Consider the following 16,366-nt stretch of genomic DNA (forward strand, 5'->3'; position numbering starts at 1 on the left):
CAGAAAATAAATATTCAATAGTATTTATTGTTAAATATTTTACAATATAAAATCAAATTACATCCGTTATTCACTTATCAAATTTACTTACAGGAAGAGGGTTGCTACATCCTTGCGGGAAGACTCAGTCTTTAAGGAAATTAAAAATAACCTCCATTGTGATTCACATCATAAAACATGCGGATCATTATTCCCTAAGTTTGGAATAAGCTAAAGCACCATCTGTTTTTAAAGCCCATCTTTCATCTTTATAAAACCGAACAACAACATAGTCATATCGGGAGGAGATATAAATGTTTCAAATGAAAGTATTTCATCCTCCTCGTTTATACAGTCCCCGGTTCTGAAAGATGATGCTTATAAAAAGCTGACAGCTCCTTAATATTAATTTAAAAATTTCACCATGATTCCAGCAGGCAGATTATTAATTATCGGCAATACAAAATGTACCCCTCATCTTGATATTACACCCCAGAAAACCGGTTATCCACTATTATCCCCGGATATACTGCATTGTTTGGCTAAAGAAAAAGATGACCGTATTGAGATTATTGTATCAGATGCGCGTTCAGACAGTTTTAAGAAAGAATGCCGTGATGCACTTACAGAAACAGGATTCAGTAATTTCGATTTCCTGCACATCCATGATCTGAATCTGCCGGATGAAGACTATTACCTGAAAAGACTTTCCAAAGCCAAAACCATATTTTTCGTCGGAGACCAGTCCAGAACCTATGATATTTTAAAAAGGTCAGGCATCATCCGTTTTTTATACAGAAAATATATGTTTGACAGTGGTTTTACGATTGCAGGAATGAGCCTGGGTGCCCTCTGTATTCCGGGAATTATGCTGGTTGGCAGGGAAGACAGCAGCAGCGGAATGATCCCCGGATTAGGATTTCTTACCCATTGTATTGTTGACTCGCAATTTGTGCATAAAACAAGATTTGAAAAACTGGCCTCTACCGTTATCCAACATCGTGAATTTTTAGGGCTGGGACTGGGTTCAGACACTGCACTGATTATTGAAAAAGGGTGGTTCGCATCCTGCAGGGGAACAGGAACCATCATGGTCATTAACGCAAGAAATGTAAAAAAAGAAAGCAATGAAAGTTCAGTCTATGTAAAAAATCTCAAAGGCCGCATCTTAATCAACGGATGCACTATTAATTTAATGAATGGTGAAGTAGCTTGATTACAATAAATAATTGAAAATATTAAAAGTTAAAATTTATGACATCAAAAGGAAGATTACTAATTATAGGAGGTAAAGAAGACCGGAAGGACACGAAAGTAGAAATAAAAGATGCCAACAAAGATTTTATACCTCATGAGATTCTTAAACTTCTGGTAAAATCCAACGATGACCGTATTGAAGTGATCACCACTGCAAGCTCGGAGCCGGAAAGTATGAAAGAAATATATCAAAAGACACTTACCGATCTGGGTTATACCAATTTTGATTTCCTTCACATCTGTGATGAATATATCCACAGTGATTATCATTTTAAAAGAATTTCAAATGCGAAAGCAGTTTTCTTTACGGGCGGCGATCAGAACAGAATATGTGAAGAGCTCAGACAATCTGCTATTACCGATTTGCTAAAGGAAAAGTATACCCATGAAGAAAACTTTACCATCGCAGGAACAAGCGCAGGAGCCATGTGCATGTCTGAAATTATTATTTGCGAAGCTTTAAACGGGGAAGCGATCTTAGATCATGACATTCAGCTGGGCCCCGGATTAGGTTTTATTAAAAACTGCATTATAGATACTCATTTTGTCCGCAGAGGCAGATTTGGCAGGTTGGCACACGCATCAATCCTGCATCCGAAGCATCTGGGCATAGGATTAGGAGAAGATACCGCATTACTTATTGAAAATGGCGAGAAAGCAACCTGTAAAGGCTCCGGAATGGTAGTGATCATCAACGCCCAGGAGCTAAAGCAGACGAATAAAGATTTTGCAGAAAAAGGAGATCCCATCTATGCTGAAAATCTTAAAGTACACATTCTGACTGACGGCTGTAGCCTTCAGCTAAACGATGGAACCATGAAAGGCAGCACATAACCTTCATCAATAAGGCCGCCAACCGCAGCCTGATATATAATCCAAAAAAATAGATATGGCCACAAAAAGAAACCTGACCCTGACCCTGAAGATCTGGAGACAGAAAAACAGCAAAACCAAAGGCAAATTCGAAACCTACAAGGTATCTGACATTTCTACAGATGCTTCATTTCTTGAAATGCTTGATATTCTTAATGAAAAACTTATTGAAAACAATCAGGAGCCCGTGGCTTTCGACCATGACTGCCGTGAGGGAATCTGCGGAATGTGCTCACTGTACATCAACGGAAGAGCTCATGGGCCGGATACAGGAATAACCACCTGCCAGCTGCATATGAGAATGTTTAAAGATAATGAAACTATCGTTATAGAGCCATGGCGAAGCATTGCTTTTCCGGTGATCAAGGATCTTATAACAGACAGGAGCGCTTTCGACAGAATTATGGCTGCCGGCGGGTTTATATCCGTCAATACATCAGGGAGTACCCTGGACGCCAATGCGGTCGCAGTTCCCAAGGCTGACGCCGACAAAGCCATGGATGCCGCCGCCTGCATCAGCTGTGGTGCCTGCGTTGCCTGCTGCCCCAATGGAGCCGCTATGTTATTTGTAGGTGCAAAGGTCTCGCATTTCGCCCTACTCCCTCAGGGAAGAGTTGAGGCAAAAAGACGCGTCCTTAATATGGTGAAAGCAATGGATGAGGAAGGATTCGGAAACTGTTCTGTCATCGGAGCCTGTGAAGTGGAGTGCCCAAAACATATATCCCTGGATAATATTGCCAGGATGAACAGGGAATATATCTCATCCTGGATCGATAAAGAATAGGAATTACTTATATTAAAAAACCAGTGCTCTACAATCAGTAGTAAATTTTACGGTCTTTGATCCGTACAATTTGCTGTTTTTCCATTGTTTTAATAGTTCTGATCGTTGTTTCTACGCAAAGTCCGGTAAGGCTGGCCATCTGCTGTCTGGTAAGCGGCACCATGAAAGAATAGGGCTTGCGGTCATTGTGAGAACCTTTTAAATATTCCATCAGGCCGGTAAGTCTCGCTGCTGAGTTCTGAAAGGAAATATTCTGCATCATAACAAATTTATAATACAGCCGCTGGGAAAGAGATTTACACATTTCAAGATAGAGTTTGGGAAATTTCGCCATCAGCTCAAAGAAAGCGGATTTACAAAGCCGGAGAATGCTGCATTCTGTCATAGCCTCCGCATTCATAGGATAAGCCTGATCGATAAAAAGAACTGATTCACCAAAGCTCTCTCCATCCGCAAGAATGTTCTGGATAAATTCTTTCCCATCAGAATCATAATTATTTAATTTTATGTTTCCTGTCATGATCTGATAATAATAATGAGATCCTTCACCTTCATTGAAAATGAATTCCGTTGGCCTATATTTTTTTATGTCTGCCCCTGCAGAATATAAAACTGATTCGCTAATTACCATAATATATAATTTAAATGTTATTACTGTAGTATAAAATTTTCACAGGTAAATAGTAGGAATTAGTGAATACTTTATAGAATCGGTATCAATTATAATGCAAATACCATACCTTTGATTATCAAAATAACGTTAAAAAAGATTAAATTATTATAATTTCGTATTAATAATAAAAAATTAGTACAAATGAAATAAAAATAACATACCACATCACAGAATTCAGCAATAAACAAAATAACCATAGCAAACCAACTACCACTTTATTCTTAAAAAAAGAAAGGGCTTTTCTACTAAGAAAAGCCCTCGGAATATATGGGGTCTAAAAAAGTATTTTAGGTAGGAGAGCATCATTCTACACTGAATAATCTTCAAATCTATTATTATATTTCATCATATATTATGAGCCAAATCATAAAGTAAACATTATCAATAAAAAAAATAATATATCCGTGAAGACCCTTTTTTACTGAAATAAATGCCTATCTTGTTCCTACTTAGAACAACATCAATCCATGTTAATACCCAACGAACTTTTACTTTCATACGGAGCAATAAGCGAGACTTTTTATCCGGGTGATATTATTTTCAAAGAAGACGAAACTCCTAAAAACTACTATCAGATCATTAATGGAAGAATAAAACTCAACCATTACAACGAAGACGGAAAAGAGCTTATCCTTGCGATCCTTAATTCCGGGCTGAGTGTATGCGAGCTTCTGCTTTTTATAGATAAAAAATATCCTGTTAATGCTATAGTGCTTGAGCAAAGCAGCATCTGGAAACTCCCGAAAGCAGATTTCACACGTATGCTTGACGATCATCCGGGGGTATCCCGTGACGTTAACAAATTTTTGTCGGAAAGGCTGTACTTCAAATTCATTATGCTTCAGAACAATTCGTCGATACATGCCAGCGTAAGAATAAAAGGAGCTTTTGATTATTACAAAAGTTTTTTTGCCGATCAAAGCAAATATTCTTTCGAAGTACCGCTTACAAGGCAACAAATTGCCTCTATCACCGGCCTGAGAGTGGAAACAGTGATCAGAACGATAAAAAACCTGGAAAAACAAGAGGAACTCCGGATAGAAAACAGAAAAATCCTTTATTAAATTACTTATTAACAGCCTATCTGCTTAGTAAAAGATCTTACCGTTTCTTATTTCCACTAAATTATCTTTCTCCATCTTTTTTACAGTCCGGATTACCGTTTCAAGCCTTAAGGCAGCAAGAGAAGAGAGCTGCTGTCTGGTGAAGGGAATCTGATAGGAGAAAGCCCCCTTTACAGAGTGAAGTTCTTTCAGTATGGTAAACAGCTCCTTGATTCTCAACATAGAATCATTAATGGACAAGCAATTAAGCATTGCATATCTGAAATACATCCTCTCAGCATTGAATCTGTAAAGCCGCAGCAGGAATTCAGGCTTTTTTGTTACAAAGTCTATAAATTTTTCCCCGGGAACTCTCAGAATAACGCCGTCTTCCATTGCAACGGCGTTGAACGGGTAAGTTTTATCAGCAAAAAGAAAGGTCTCTCCAAAACACTGTCCTTTAAAGAAAACACCGAATATAGATTCTGTTCCGTTTTCCCGGTCTTTGGTTAATTTGACAGCTCCTTTGAAGATCTGGTAATAGTAGTTGGGCAACTGCCCTTCAGAAAATATAGTTTCATTAATTTTATAGTATAATACATCAGCCCCCAGTGAGGACAATATTTCTTCGCTAAATATCAAAATTTATAATAGTTTTTAAATGAAATCGTATAATCTCTTTATAAATGACAAAACTAAATAAAATGACTGCAAAGTATTTATGACGTACATCACAATGCCTACCACACAAATCCCTATTTTATTACATCCGCGGGATTTTTTAAGAAGATTCAGCCTGGCTGTCAATGGATCGGGTTCCTGGAGATCCCGCAGCCTTTTTAGGAAGTTTTCCTATTTTTTCATAGAATTTATGGAGTTCGTCTAGCTCCTCTTCGGTCAAGTCTTCAATATCCACGATGCGGTTGCTGGCATTTTCATGAGCGGCAATAAGCTCGTTTAGCTTGATCTGAATTGCTTTGGAATCCTTGTTCTGCGCTTTCTGAATTAAGAATACCATAAGGAACGTAACAATGGTGGTACCCGTATTAATCACCATCTGCCATACTTCAGAAAATTTAAATAACGGCCCTGTAGCCGCCCAGATAATCACCAGTATGCTGGCTCCGATAAATGCTCCGGGGCTTCCTGTAAAGCAGGCTGCCCAATCCGAGAAAGTATCAAAAAAATTCTTTTTCATAATAAACCTCAATATTTCTTAATACAATATGTTAAACAATAAACTAATTTCATGAATATTATCGGAATAGTTCATGATCCTGATCATAAAGGCCTGAGAGGGCCGTTCCATTGAATAAAGGGCAATAAAAAACCGCTGTAATCTGTACAGCGGTTACTTTATTCTTCAACCAGAATTTTACTTTAGCTTATAGGAATTTCCGTCCCAAAGGTAGGTTTTGGAAGATCGTTTTTTCTTTTCCCTGTCTTTATCATCTCTTTCCATTTCCTCTGTTTTAAAGATGAATGCATTGGGAATTCCGCCTTTATCATTAGGAAAGACAAATTCTTCGGAATGGTAATATACATCGGCATCTCCTACATTCATCAGCTGTGGCAGGGCAACGAGTTTTTTATCTTTAAAAAGAACATACTGGCTGTAGCTTGCAATTCCGCATGCTTCCCCGGAAACCATGGCTTTAAGGGTCAGTTCTACATTCTGCAGTTTATGATTGCTTTCGATAGTGAAGGTGGCATAGCTCATCTCCTCTCCTTTTCCGGTATCGAAGTATACTTCATCAATTAAAGCGCCTCCTTCGATAACTTTTATTCCGGCAATGTTCTGCTTTACAGTTTCATTGTAGTCTTTATTTTTCCGGTCTACGGTTTTAGACAATCCGAAAAGAAAGTCGTAGCCGTTTTTATTACGGTAGCCCACACAAAGATTGCCACCCCAGACGTAACCTTCCGAAACCTGGTCTCCTTTCTGATAAGATATTTTATACCAGTTGGCACCTCTTTCTCCTAATCTCAGAACCGCTTCCTCCTTTTTAAGGATCATTACCTGCCGGTTAGTCTGTAATGAATCGGTTACCTCAGATTTTACATCCGGCTGTTTTCTTACCCGGGTCCAATCCGTAAAGATTTTTTGGGGCTTATTTTCTTCAAAGCCAAAAACTCCGTCAGGATAGGTCATGTTTTCTTCCTGCGCGGAAAAAAATTGCAGCATCATTAAAAACAGAGCGGTGAGTAAAGATTTCATAATACTATTTTGTTTCATTATTTTTCCAGCAGCAGGCTTACCCACTCTTCACGCTGCAGCTTCTTTTTAAGCTCTAAACCGCTTTCCTTGCAAACTTCCAGAATATCATCCACATCGAAGAAGCAAAGACCGGACAACAGCAATTTTCCACCGTCATTCATTACAGAAACATAGGTTGGAATGTCAGAAATCAGGATATTCCTGTTGATATTGGCCAGAATAATATCGAACTTTTCTTTTCCCAGATTTTCTGCGGTTCCCAGTTCAATATCAAGCTCAACATTGTTTCTTGCTGCATTTTCTTTTGAATTTTCCACAGACCATTCATCAATATCAATCGCTTTGGTATCTCCTGCTCCTATCTGCTTTGCATAAATCGCAAGAACCGAAGTTCCGCAACCCATATCCAGTACTTTTTTACCTTTAAAATCAATATCCATCATCTGCTGGATCATCAGGTGTGTGGTAGGATGGTGACCTGTCCCGAATGACATTTTCGGCTGAATAATAATTTCATGCATGCCTGGTACGGATTCATGGAATTCGGCACGGATCATCACTTTATCATCAATATTGATGGGTGAAAAGTTCTTTTCCCATTCTTCATTCCAGTTGATGTTCGGCATTTCCTCGAAAGTATAGCTGATCTGAACATTCTCGTTTTCAAAAATAGGAAGAGACTTCAGATCTTCTTCTTTAAACAGTTCTTTCTGAATATATCCTAAAATTCCGTCAATTTCTTCGGTAAAGCTGTCGAAGCCTATTTCAATAAGCTCTGCCATCAGAATCTCGTTCCATGGCTGCAATGGAGAAATCTTGAAATTGAATTCTAAATAATTTTGCATGTAGTAAATAATTTAGTGCAAAAATAAGGATGTTATTATTGTTAAAAAAATTGAAGTGACATGAGTATTGTTATTTTGAGGATAATCATTTATTTTAATCGCAAGGATGCAAAGTTTTTTAATATGCTTTACATCTTTTAAGACCGCGAAGGCATTACACTTAGCAACGGGTGAAATTTTTTATTTTGGCTAAAGCCTGGTGAATTTATACCCATTAAAAAAGCGGGCTAAAGCCCGCTCCTATTGAAAATATGTTTACCGTTTTTAATTACTTTGTTCAATGATCTTGCATCACGAATCCCGTAACCCGCAACATCTAAGGATTCGTAGAAAAAATAGAACCGTTCGCAATCAGTGCTCTTCTGTTCATCTTTAAAATATCCCTTACCCATTCTGCAAAATCTTCAGGCTGAAGTACTTTATCCGGATTTCCGTCGGTAAGTCCACTCTGGATGCTTAAATCGGAGGCAATTGTGCTTGGTGTTAAAGTGATGACACGGATATTCTGCTTTCTCCATTCCGCCATCATAGACTGCGACAGGGAAACTACGGCTGCTTTTGATGCCGCGTAGGCTGACATGTTGGGACCGCCTTTCAAACCTGCTGTAGAAGCCACATTTACAATATCTCCTTCTCCTTTAGCTTTCATAAACGGATAAGCTGCTTTTGCAGCGTAGTAAACTCCGAACAGGTTGGTTTTAATTACCTGCTCCCAGGTTTCAGAAGGCATTTCCTCGATAGTTCCAAAATCCCCGATCCCTGCGTTGTTGATCAGAATATCAATCCCTCCCAACTGTTCTGCCAAAGATTCTATCCCGGCTTTTACCTGAATTTCATTATCTACAGAAAAAACTGCATAGGTAGAGTTCACTCCCAGCTTTTTGATCTCCTCCACGGTCATTTTAAGGTTTTCCTCATTTCTGCCGGTAATGGCAACGTGCACTCCTTCATTGGCCAAAGCCAGGGCCACTGCTTTTCCAAGTCCTCTTCCGCCACCGGTTACGATGGCATTTTTTCCGCTTATATTCATAATACTATTGTTTCGTTACTGCAAATTTACGAAAGAACATTTTTAAAGAACCGATAGAATCCGGATTTAACCGAATTTTAATAGTAAACTGTGGTTTTCATACAAGCAACAAGGATTTTTAAGACTTAAGTTATTTTAGGGTTTAAGGTTTAATATTTAAAGTTTAAGGTTCAAGGTCCAAGGTCCAAGGTTTAAAGTTTAAGGATAAAATTCACGTAAGTTCTAAGAAACCGGAGGTATCATTCTGCAAAAATTCGTCGGATCAAAATTCCCCTCCCATGGAGGGGTGGCGAAAATTGAAAGAATTTTTGACGGGGTGGTTTACAAGCATAGCCATTTCAAGTTCTCAAAAAAACAAAACCGGCTTATGAAACCGGTTTCTGAATAGAAAGTATAGTAAAAAAAATAAAAAGCTATGGAATAAGAACCGCATTCTGCACCTCGAATTCTTCTGAAGCCGTAAACTGATTTCCGTACATATCATAAGCTCTCACCTCAAGGGTATGTTTTCCTAAAGCTAACTTCTTAGGGAAACCTGCAGTCCATATATGTTTTGATAGTTCAGGATTGGAAGGTCTTTTGCCTGGAAACAACGTTTGTGTTGAATCCCATTTAAATACGGAAAGGGCAAAATTCGGATCTACTGATTCGTCGTACTCCATTTCTTCCCAGTTTCCGTTGTCAATTTTGTATTCTACCTTGTCTTTTTTGCTTCCTATGAAGAAGTTGGCCAGAATTTTCGCAGAAGTTTTTGAAGGAAAAGGAATGACTTTCGGAACATATAAATTGATCTGATAATCTTCCGGTTTTCCGGCTGTTTTGTATTTAACCTTATATTGATTATCGTTAAAGCTGATGAATGAGTATCCTTTTGCAGTTCCGTCTCTCATGGTTGAAGTAGGCAGTCCTATCTCATCGGATGTTCCTGACCACCAGTCGCCGCAAGTGGTTCCCACATTGTATTCATGAAGGTCTTTTGAACCGTTCCAGCCGGCTTGTTTTCCATAGAAAATCTGTTGCTGGATGTGCGTGTGCGCCGATAAAATCAGAGCATTCTTAAAAGGAGTCAGGTAATCGAATAATTTCTGACGGTCTGAGTTTCTGAAATTATCTTCGTTCTTATGTTCCAAAGGAATATGGAAAGAAACAACGATGAGTTTGTTTTTATCAACCAGTTTCAGATCGTTTTCAACAAATTTCAGCTGGTCTTCACGGAATCCGCCCCAGTAACCTTTACCATCTCTCGGGTCCGGATACAGAATATCATCCAGAATAATAAAGTGTACATTTCCATAATTGAAGGAATAATTGGCCGGACCGAAATTGGACTCAAAGGTTTCATCTGAGAAACGGTCTTCTTTGGCATCGTAATTCATATCATGATTTCCCATGACATTATACCACGGAAGTCCAATCTCTTTCATCACATCGGCATAAGGTTTTTGGAGACTCAGATTATCTCCTACCAGGTCCCCTAAACTGATTCCCAATACTGCATTTTTCTTGGTACTTTTTACTTCATTCACTATCGCTCTTTTGAAATAATCAAGCTCTTTTTCCGTGTAAGGCTGCGGGTCCCCGAAAACAAGAATATCAAAGTTTTTGCTTTCGTCTTTTTTATAAAGCGGGAAATTCAGTTCTTTCGGAAGCTCCCCTGTTGGTGCAGTTCCTTTGTATTTAAAATCAGCAGGTGAACCTTTTGGCTTATGATGGTAGTAGAATTGCGGAAGATTATTAGCATTCAAAGCAGTCTGGTATCCTGACGGCTTGATGACAAAGATCGTCTGATCTTCCTGAACCGGCAGGCTGTATCTCCCGTTTTTATCGGTAAGGACCACCTGGATTCCATTGGATACTGAAACGCCTTCAATTCCTTTTTCCCGGTTTTCTTTTTTCTGGTTCTTATTACCATCTTCAAACACATATCCTGAAACGGAATCCTGTGCAAACGCCATTGCCGAAACCAATACGCAAGGCATTAAAAGTTTTATCCTGATACTCATATCTTTTCTTAATTTTTTATTTATTAATTCTTAGCTTATTTATTCCACCACATTTTTACATTGATATCATCGCCGCCCATCTGCTGAACTGCAGCCTGGTAATTGGCTGTATTCAATACCTTAGGATTGGGTGGATACATTAACCTGCTTGGCATAGCACTCCCGTTCAGAAGACCTCCATTATTGGGAAGTACGGGGAATCCGGTTCTTCTTTTTTCAAACCACTGCTGCTGATCCACAAAGAAAAGTGCCACATATTTCTGAATCATGATTCTTTCCATTTCAGGTTTATAAGCTACGTTGGCATTGCTGAAATAATTAGCCGGCATCACCGCTCCCCACTGTTCAATGGCTGCTTTTACTCCATTCTCGTAATACGTCTGTGCACTTCCCTGGATGATTCCTTTGAAGGCAAGCTCTGAAAGAATAAACTGAAGTTCAGCATACGGATAGACAAGAATTTTCAAAGGTGCTTTGGCAAGATTCTGATTAAGGTTTGAAGGCTGATAGTCGAAAGTGGTTCCGAAAGCGTATCCTGAAGGTGCTCCTTTATACCCTATATTGACATTGTTCAAATCTTTTGCCTGCGAGAAAAACATCGCTAAACGCGGATCGTTGTTGGCTTTCAATGTCGTTACAAAAAATTCTGAGGCTGCTCTTCCGGTGGTAAAATCCTGGGGTCTGGCGATAGGCGGCATCAGAGGGGAAACTCCGGTGATATCCAGCTTTGCACCATCGGCATTACTTTGAAAAACAGGATATACGGTAGGATTACTGATAATTTCCTGAATTCTTGCATAAACATTCACTTCACCATTTTTACTTAAGATCCTTGTCAGCAGTCTTAAAGAAAGCGAATTACAAAATTTTTTCCAGTTGGTGATTCCGTTCGCATCCGATTCCGCTTTATAAAACAGGTCATTCCCTGCAAGCACTTTATTGGTAATGAAAAGAGAATTGGCTGTTTTCAGATCATCCAGCAGATGTACATAAATATCTCTTTGTCTGTCAAATTTAGGCTGTAAAATCCCGTCATCCAGTTTGGAAGCTTCAGAGAAAGGAACATCACCATAGGTGTCTGTAAGATTGGAATAGATCCAGGCATTCAGAACCAACGCAATGGCTTCGTAGTTTTTATCCCCTTCTTCAACAGCGGCTCTTCTCAGGTCGTCTACCTGCTTCAGCCAGCGGTAAGAATTATTCCAGAATCCGGCACCTGTATTTTCGGTGATATAGTAACGGCTCAAAGAGTTGCCTTCATTGGGAAAATCCAGAGATACCTGCATCAGGTCGAATGTAAAATCATTGGCCCTGTTATAGCCTACTGAGGCCATATTGTACTGAATAGGAACCAGCAGGGAACTTGCCACCGGCTTATTGATCCTGCTCTGGTCTTTATTGATCTCATCAAGGCTTCTGTCGCACGACACAGCTCCCAAAAGCATGAGAAATGAAGATATATAGATAAGTTTTTTCATTGTTCTGATTTTTAAAATTTAACGTTTAACTGTATACCGACTGTTCTTGAAGAAGGCAGCTGCCCCATTTCTATCCCCGGAGTAATGGTAGAATCATCAAGGGTTGCCGCCTCGGGATCAAACAATGGGAACTTCGTCCACATCCAAAGGTTTCTTCCAAACAGGGCAAGGGTAATATCCGTAACCTTCAAAGGATCAACGATCGATTTAGGGAATGAATAGGAAATCCTGGCATCTCTAAGCTTGATGAATGATGTATCGAATGAATTGGTTTCCACATTCGCTCTTCTGTAATAATCGCCGTAATAAGTGGGCACAGGAACCCCTTTCGTATTGGGTGAAAAGCTTCCGTCAGGGTTCTGAACCACTCCCTGCCCTACAATAAGGCCATTCGGATTATCTCTTCCCCAAAGGGTATGCTCAAGTTTCCCCTGCTCAGACATTTTGTGGTGTGACTGGGAATATGCAATTCCTTTGTACTGCCCGTCAAATGAGAAGCTTAACGTAATATTTTTATATTTAAATTCGTTCTGAAGGCCCGCTCTCCATTTCGGATAGGCATTTCCTATCTTTTTCATTTCCGTTGGCTTTGCCGTCAATCCGTCGCTACCGTAAATTACCTGTCCGTCCGGAGAATACATCAGGCCATAACCGTACATATCTCCCAGTGAACCACCTACTACAGCATTATAATACACTACACCTCCTACACTCCCAATGGTGTAAGGCTCGCCGTGGAATTCTTCAGGAAGGGAAAGAATTTTATTCCTGTTCATAGACCAGTTGGCGCTTACATTCCAGGAGAAGTTTTTATTCTTGACCGGATAAGCATTTAAGGTCATTTCAATTCCTCTGTTTCTGATCTCTCCTGCATTAATAATCCTTTTGTTATAGCCTACTTCATACAATACGGGGATGACAATAGTCTGATTTTTGGAATTGTTCTGATACGCCGTAATGTTAAAGTTTAATCTGTTTTTAAGGATCGTAAAATCCATCCCGCCTTCCATATTGGTGATCATTTCAGGTTTCAGATCAGGATTGGGATACAGCAACGGAGATTCTACGGAACCTGTAAACGAGCTGTTTTCATAGTATTTATCCAACATGTAATTGTAGGTATCGTTTCCTACCTTTGACCATGAAAGTCGCAGTTTCCAGAAATTAAACTGGTCTGATTTCATTTTAAAAATATCAGACAGAACAAAAGATGATGACACGGACGGGTAGAAATAAGACCTGTTGTGCTTAGGAAGTGTACTGCTCCAGTCATTTCTTGCGGTAACATCTACAAAAACAAGGTCTTTATAGCTAAAATTCGCCAGTGCATACATACTGTTCACCTGATTGTCATTAGGCTTCGGAAGCTTATTATCCAGTGCAATGGCATTGGTCAGCTGGTATACTCCTGCTTTATTAAGTCCTATCGCCCTGTAATCGCTCATAGTCTGCTCATAATATCTTATGTTTCCTCCGGCAGAAGCAGTTACGCCAAAGTCTCCGAATTTATTTTTATAGGTAAATAAAATATCGTTATTCAAATCTAAATACTTGATGTACTGCTCCCTGTAATAGCCTTTCAGGTAATTAGCAGAGCTCCAGGGCCTTCTCTGGGTACGGAACTCATTGCTCCATTCCAGACCGGATTTGAAAGCAACATCAAAGTTTTTTGCAAACTGGTAATTCAGGTTAATATTTCCGGTAATGATCTTCTTGTTTGTGGAATTCAGGTTCTCATATGCAATAAGATAGGGATTATCGATATAGGAGCTGAATGGATGGATCTGGTCTACCTGCTCCTGCCCGTTCTTCCAGATAGGTCTGTACCATGCCAGGTCTACGTTTGGATTCTGAAAGATCATGAAATAGGAGATCGACTGGTTGTTATAGCCCGTGGCCGGAAGATTATCACTTTTGGTCTGGCTGAAATTCAACTTGGTCCCCACTCTTAATTTACTGCTCATCTTATGATCAACGGAAACAGCTGCATTTAGCCTGTCGAAGCCTGTATTCGGCATCATCCATTCATTTTTAAGATAAGAAAGGGATGACCTGAAGGCCGTAGTTTCATTAGAATGTTCTAAGGATAAACTGTTTGAATAGGTGCTTCCGGTCTGCCAGAAATCTTTAATATTATTTTTATAAGGTCTCCAGAGCTGTCTTTCTTTGCTTTGTCCTTCTACCGAAGGATCGTACTGAAAGTAATACTGCCCGTCAAATTTTGGCCCGAATGCGCTGCTGGTTGATCCTGTATTTACCCCATCTGCGGAAGCTCCGTATGAGTAGTAATAGTTCCCTGCTTTGTCTTTCTGCATTGTTCCCTGTCCGTATTCATATTGGTAATCCGGCCATTTTAGAACGCTGTCGAAGCTGGTATAGGAGTTTAAGGTGATCTGTATTTTCCCTTTTTTTGTTTTTCCGGATTTGGTGGTGATCATAATGGCTCCCCTGGAACCTCTGGAACCGTACAATGCCGATGCACTCGGTCCTTTCAGAACGGTAACGGATTCGATATCTTCCGGGTTGATGCTGTTGAAACTGTCCCCGTAATCGATAGGAAGGTCACCTCCCGAACCGGCGCCGTAGGCCGAAGTACCGGTTCCTGTTTTCCTGTCACTTAAAGGCACACCGTCTACAACGATCAGCGCCCCGTTATTACCCATGTTCATAGAAACGTCTCCACGAAGTGTAATACGGCTGGTTCCCAAAGGTCCGGCGCCTGCTGTCTGAACTTTCAGCCCGGCTACTTTTCCTTCCAAAGCCTGCGCCCAGTTATTGTTCTGGGTTTTGAGAATTTCTTCTGATTTGATGGTCTGAGTAGAATATCCCAAAGACTTATCATGTCTCTTGATTCCCAGAGCGGTGACCACCACCTCATCAATGCCTTTTACAGTATCTTTTTTTACCTTCTGCTGAGCCGCCAGATTGACGCTGACTAATCCTAACAGCGACAATACCAGCAGTTTTTGTGTCTCTTTACGCATATCCTTTTTGTTTGCGCAAAATTAAAACGACATTACCGGGATGGCTTTAACACGGTTTTAACATTTATTAAAATATTATTAAACAAAATATGAACATAAGTTTAACATATAATATAAGTAATTGATAAATAAACAGTTAAGTAATTAATGATTTTTAATATTATTTTACAGCCTCATTCCTGTATCTTTATTGTCTTTCTCTGAGAAAATAAACAAAACCTCTTTAAACAGGAGAAATATCTACTTCAAGCACTGGATAAAGTTTTGTTTAACGCAAAGGTTTAATTTTTATAACACGGATTGGAAAATGCAAAGAAGGAATCCATCTTCGATTGATTTGACTAAGCGAAAGTATGATCCTATGTTTCTTATATTATAAAAAAGCCTGCCCCTAAAAAGAGACAGGCTGTACATTTGAAGATTTGCTTGATTTTCAGGGCAAATCTGTTATTTATTCTTTAACTGGTCAGGAATATTTGTAGTTACAAAACCTATTCCCTGCTTTTTCAGCTCTTCATACACTGCCGGATCATTCACTGTCCATGAGTTGGTGATAAGACCTAAAGTTTTTGCTTCGGAGATCCATGTAGGATTTTTCTGGAAAACGCTGTAGTGGTAGTCCATTCCGTCAAGACCTTCGTTTTTGATCTGCTCAGGAGAAAGCTCACCGTTCAAATACTGTACTTTGAATTTCGGCTCCAGCTTTTTGATCTGCTTGCAGATGTTTAAGCTGAATGAAATATATTCAGTTTGGTTTTCAAGCTTCATATCCCTGATCATTTTCAGGGTTTTCTGAGTGATCTCATTTTCTATTTCCGGAGTTTTGGCAGGCTTGATCTCAACGATAAGCTTTAATGAAGGATCTTTTTTGCCTTGCTTCAGATAATCTTTTAAGGTGGGAAACTTTTCGCCATTAGACAGTTTCACTGCTTCCAGTTCTTTAAAAGAAGTTTCAGAGATCTCCATGTCGCCATGATGCTCATCATGATTGATGACAAGAACACCGTCTTTGGTCATTCTCACATCAAATTCCGATCCGTATATCTTTAACTTCTGGGCATTTTCCAAAGACTTTACGGAATTTTCCGTGGTAGGCGGCTGGGCCTGGAAAAAGCCTCTGTGTGCAATAATCTGGGTTTGTGCCTTCATTACAACTGTGCTTAAAACTGCTAACCCTAAGATATATTTTTTCATAATAT

General features: G+C 39.5%; 14 protein-coding genes. 4 read left to right on the plus strand and 10 right to left on the minus strand.

All coding sequences use genetic code 11. The annotated features are described in order from the left end of the window. The first annotated feature begins 403 nt into the window (after nucleotides 1-403). Genes BUB03_RS15830 through BUB03_RS15840 form a run of 3 tightly spaced genes read left to right on the plus strand, consistent with a single transcriptional unit; the run spans nucleotide 404 to nucleotide 2,893 of the window. Nucleotides 404-1,195 carry a cyanophycinase gene (locus BUB03_RS15830; RefSeq protein WP_073064927.1) on the plus strand — a complete coding sequence of 264 codons (792 nt, stop codon included), beginning with the start codon at nucleotides 404-406 and terminating at the stop codon, nucleotides 1,193-1,195. 38 nt (nucleotides 1,196-1,233) lie between these two features. Next, a complete protein-coding gene (locus BUB03_RS15835; protein WP_073064930.1) occupies nucleotides 1,234-2,070 on the plus strand; it encodes a cyanophycinase in 837 nt (278 codons plus the stop codon). A 55-nt stretch (nucleotides 2,071-2,125) separates the two neighbouring features. Then, on the plus strand, nucleotides 2,126-2,893 hold the full coding sequence (locus tag BUB03_RS15840; RefSeq protein ID WP_073064933.1) for a succinate dehydrogenase/fumarate reductase iron-sulfur subunit: 768 nt from the start codon (nucleotides 2,126-2,128) through the stop codon (nucleotides 2,891-2,893). Nucleotides 2,894-2,927: 34 nt separating this feature from the next. On the opposite strand, the gene BUB03_RS15845 is transcribed toward BUB03_RS15840, so the two are convergent. Then, the gene (locus BUB03_RS15845; protein ID WP_073064936.1) at nucleotides 2,928-3,524 is read right to left on the minus strand and encodes a Crp/Fnr family transcriptional regulator; all 597 of its coding nucleotides are present in this window, start codon (nucleotides 3,522-3,524) and stop codon (nucleotides 2,928-2,930) included. A 509-nt stretch (nucleotides 3,525-4,033) separates the two neighbouring features. Between BUB03_RS15845 and BUB03_RS15850 the strand changes: the two genes are divergently transcribed. Beyond that, entirely contained in the window at nucleotides 4,034-4,630 is a 597-nt protein-coding gene (locus BUB03_RS15850; RefSeq protein WP_040996505.1) for a Crp/Fnr family transcriptional regulator, read from the plus strand. A gap of 24 nt (nucleotides 4,631-4,654) precedes the next feature. On the opposite strand, the gene BUB03_RS15855 is transcribed toward BUB03_RS15850, so the two are convergent. The 9 genes from BUB03_RS15855 to BUB03_RS15895 all read right to left on the minus strand — a co-directional run bounded on the left by BUB03_RS15855 (nucleotide 4,655) and on the right by BUB03_RS15895 (nucleotide 16,361). Continuing rightward, nucleotides 4,655-5,251 (minus strand): Crp/Fnr family transcriptional regulator, encoded by a 597-nt coding sequence (locus tag BUB03_RS15855; RefSeq protein ID WP_081780202.1) that lies wholly within the window; start codon nucleotides 5,249-5,251, stop codon nucleotides 4,655-4,657. 139 nt (nucleotides 5,252-5,390) lie between these two features. Continuing rightward, nucleotides 5,391-5,807 carry a low affinity iron permease family protein gene (locus BUB03_RS15860; protein ID WP_073064943.1) on the minus strand — a complete coding sequence of 139 codons (417 nt, stop codon included), beginning with the start codon at nucleotides 5,805-5,807 and terminating at the stop codon, nucleotides 5,391-5,393. A 177-nt stretch (nucleotides 5,808-5,984) separates the two neighbouring features. After that, nucleotides 5,985-6,827: an SH3 domain-containing protein gene (locus tag BUB03_RS15865; RefSeq protein WP_073064946.1), complete on the minus strand. Its 843-nt coding sequence runs from the start codon at nucleotides 6,825-6,827 to the stop codon at nucleotides 5,985-5,987. Between the two features lie 17 nt (nucleotides 6,828-6,844). Then, on the minus strand, nucleotides 6,845-7,672 hold the full coding sequence (gene prmA / locus BUB03_RS15870) for a 50S ribosomal protein L11 methyltransferase (protein WP_073064948.1): 828 nt from the start codon (nucleotides 7,670-7,672) through the stop codon (nucleotides 6,845-6,847). Nucleotides 7,673-7,988: 316 nt separating this feature from the next. Next, nucleotides 7,989-8,702 carry a 3-ketoacyl-ACP reductase gene (locus BUB03_RS15875; protein WP_040996513.1) on the minus strand — a complete coding sequence of 238 codons (714 nt, stop codon included), beginning with the start codon at nucleotides 8,700-8,702 and terminating at the stop codon, nucleotides 7,989-7,991. Nucleotides 8,703-9,115: 413 nt separating this feature from the next. Then, nucleotides 9,116-10,681: a calcineurin-like phosphoesterase C-terminal domain-containing protein gene (locus BUB03_RS15880; RefSeq protein ID WP_083538968.1), complete on the minus strand. Its 1,566-nt coding sequence runs from the start codon at nucleotides 10,679-10,681 to the stop codon at nucleotides 9,116-9,118. Nucleotides 10,682-10,740: 59 nt separating this feature from the next. Then, complete coding sequence (locus BUB03_RS15885; protein WP_139258889.1) at nucleotides 10,741-12,183, minus strand: SusD/RagB family nutrient-binding outer membrane lipoprotein; 1,443 nt, start codon at nucleotides 12,181-12,183, stop codon at nucleotides 10,741-10,743. Between the two features lie 11 nt (nucleotides 12,184-12,194). Next, nucleotides 12,195-15,167, minus strand: coding sequence for a SusC/RagA family TonB-linked outer membrane protein (locus BUB03_RS15890; RefSeq protein ID WP_073064954.1), 2,973 nt, complete (start codon nucleotides 15,165-15,167; stop codon nucleotides 12,195-12,197). 447 nt (nucleotides 15,168-15,614) lie between these two features. Further along, entirely contained in the window at nucleotides 15,615-16,361 is a 747-nt protein-coding gene (locus BUB03_RS15895) for a glycerophosphodiester phosphodiesterase family protein (protein ID WP_040996515.1), read from the minus strand. Nucleotides 16,362-16,366: the final 5 nt, after the last annotated feature.

Source organism: Chryseobacterium oranimense (assembly GCF_900129755.1).
Lineage (GTDB): Bacteria > Bacteroidota > Bacteroidia > Flavobacteriales > Weeksellaceae > Chryseobacterium > Chryseobacterium oranimense.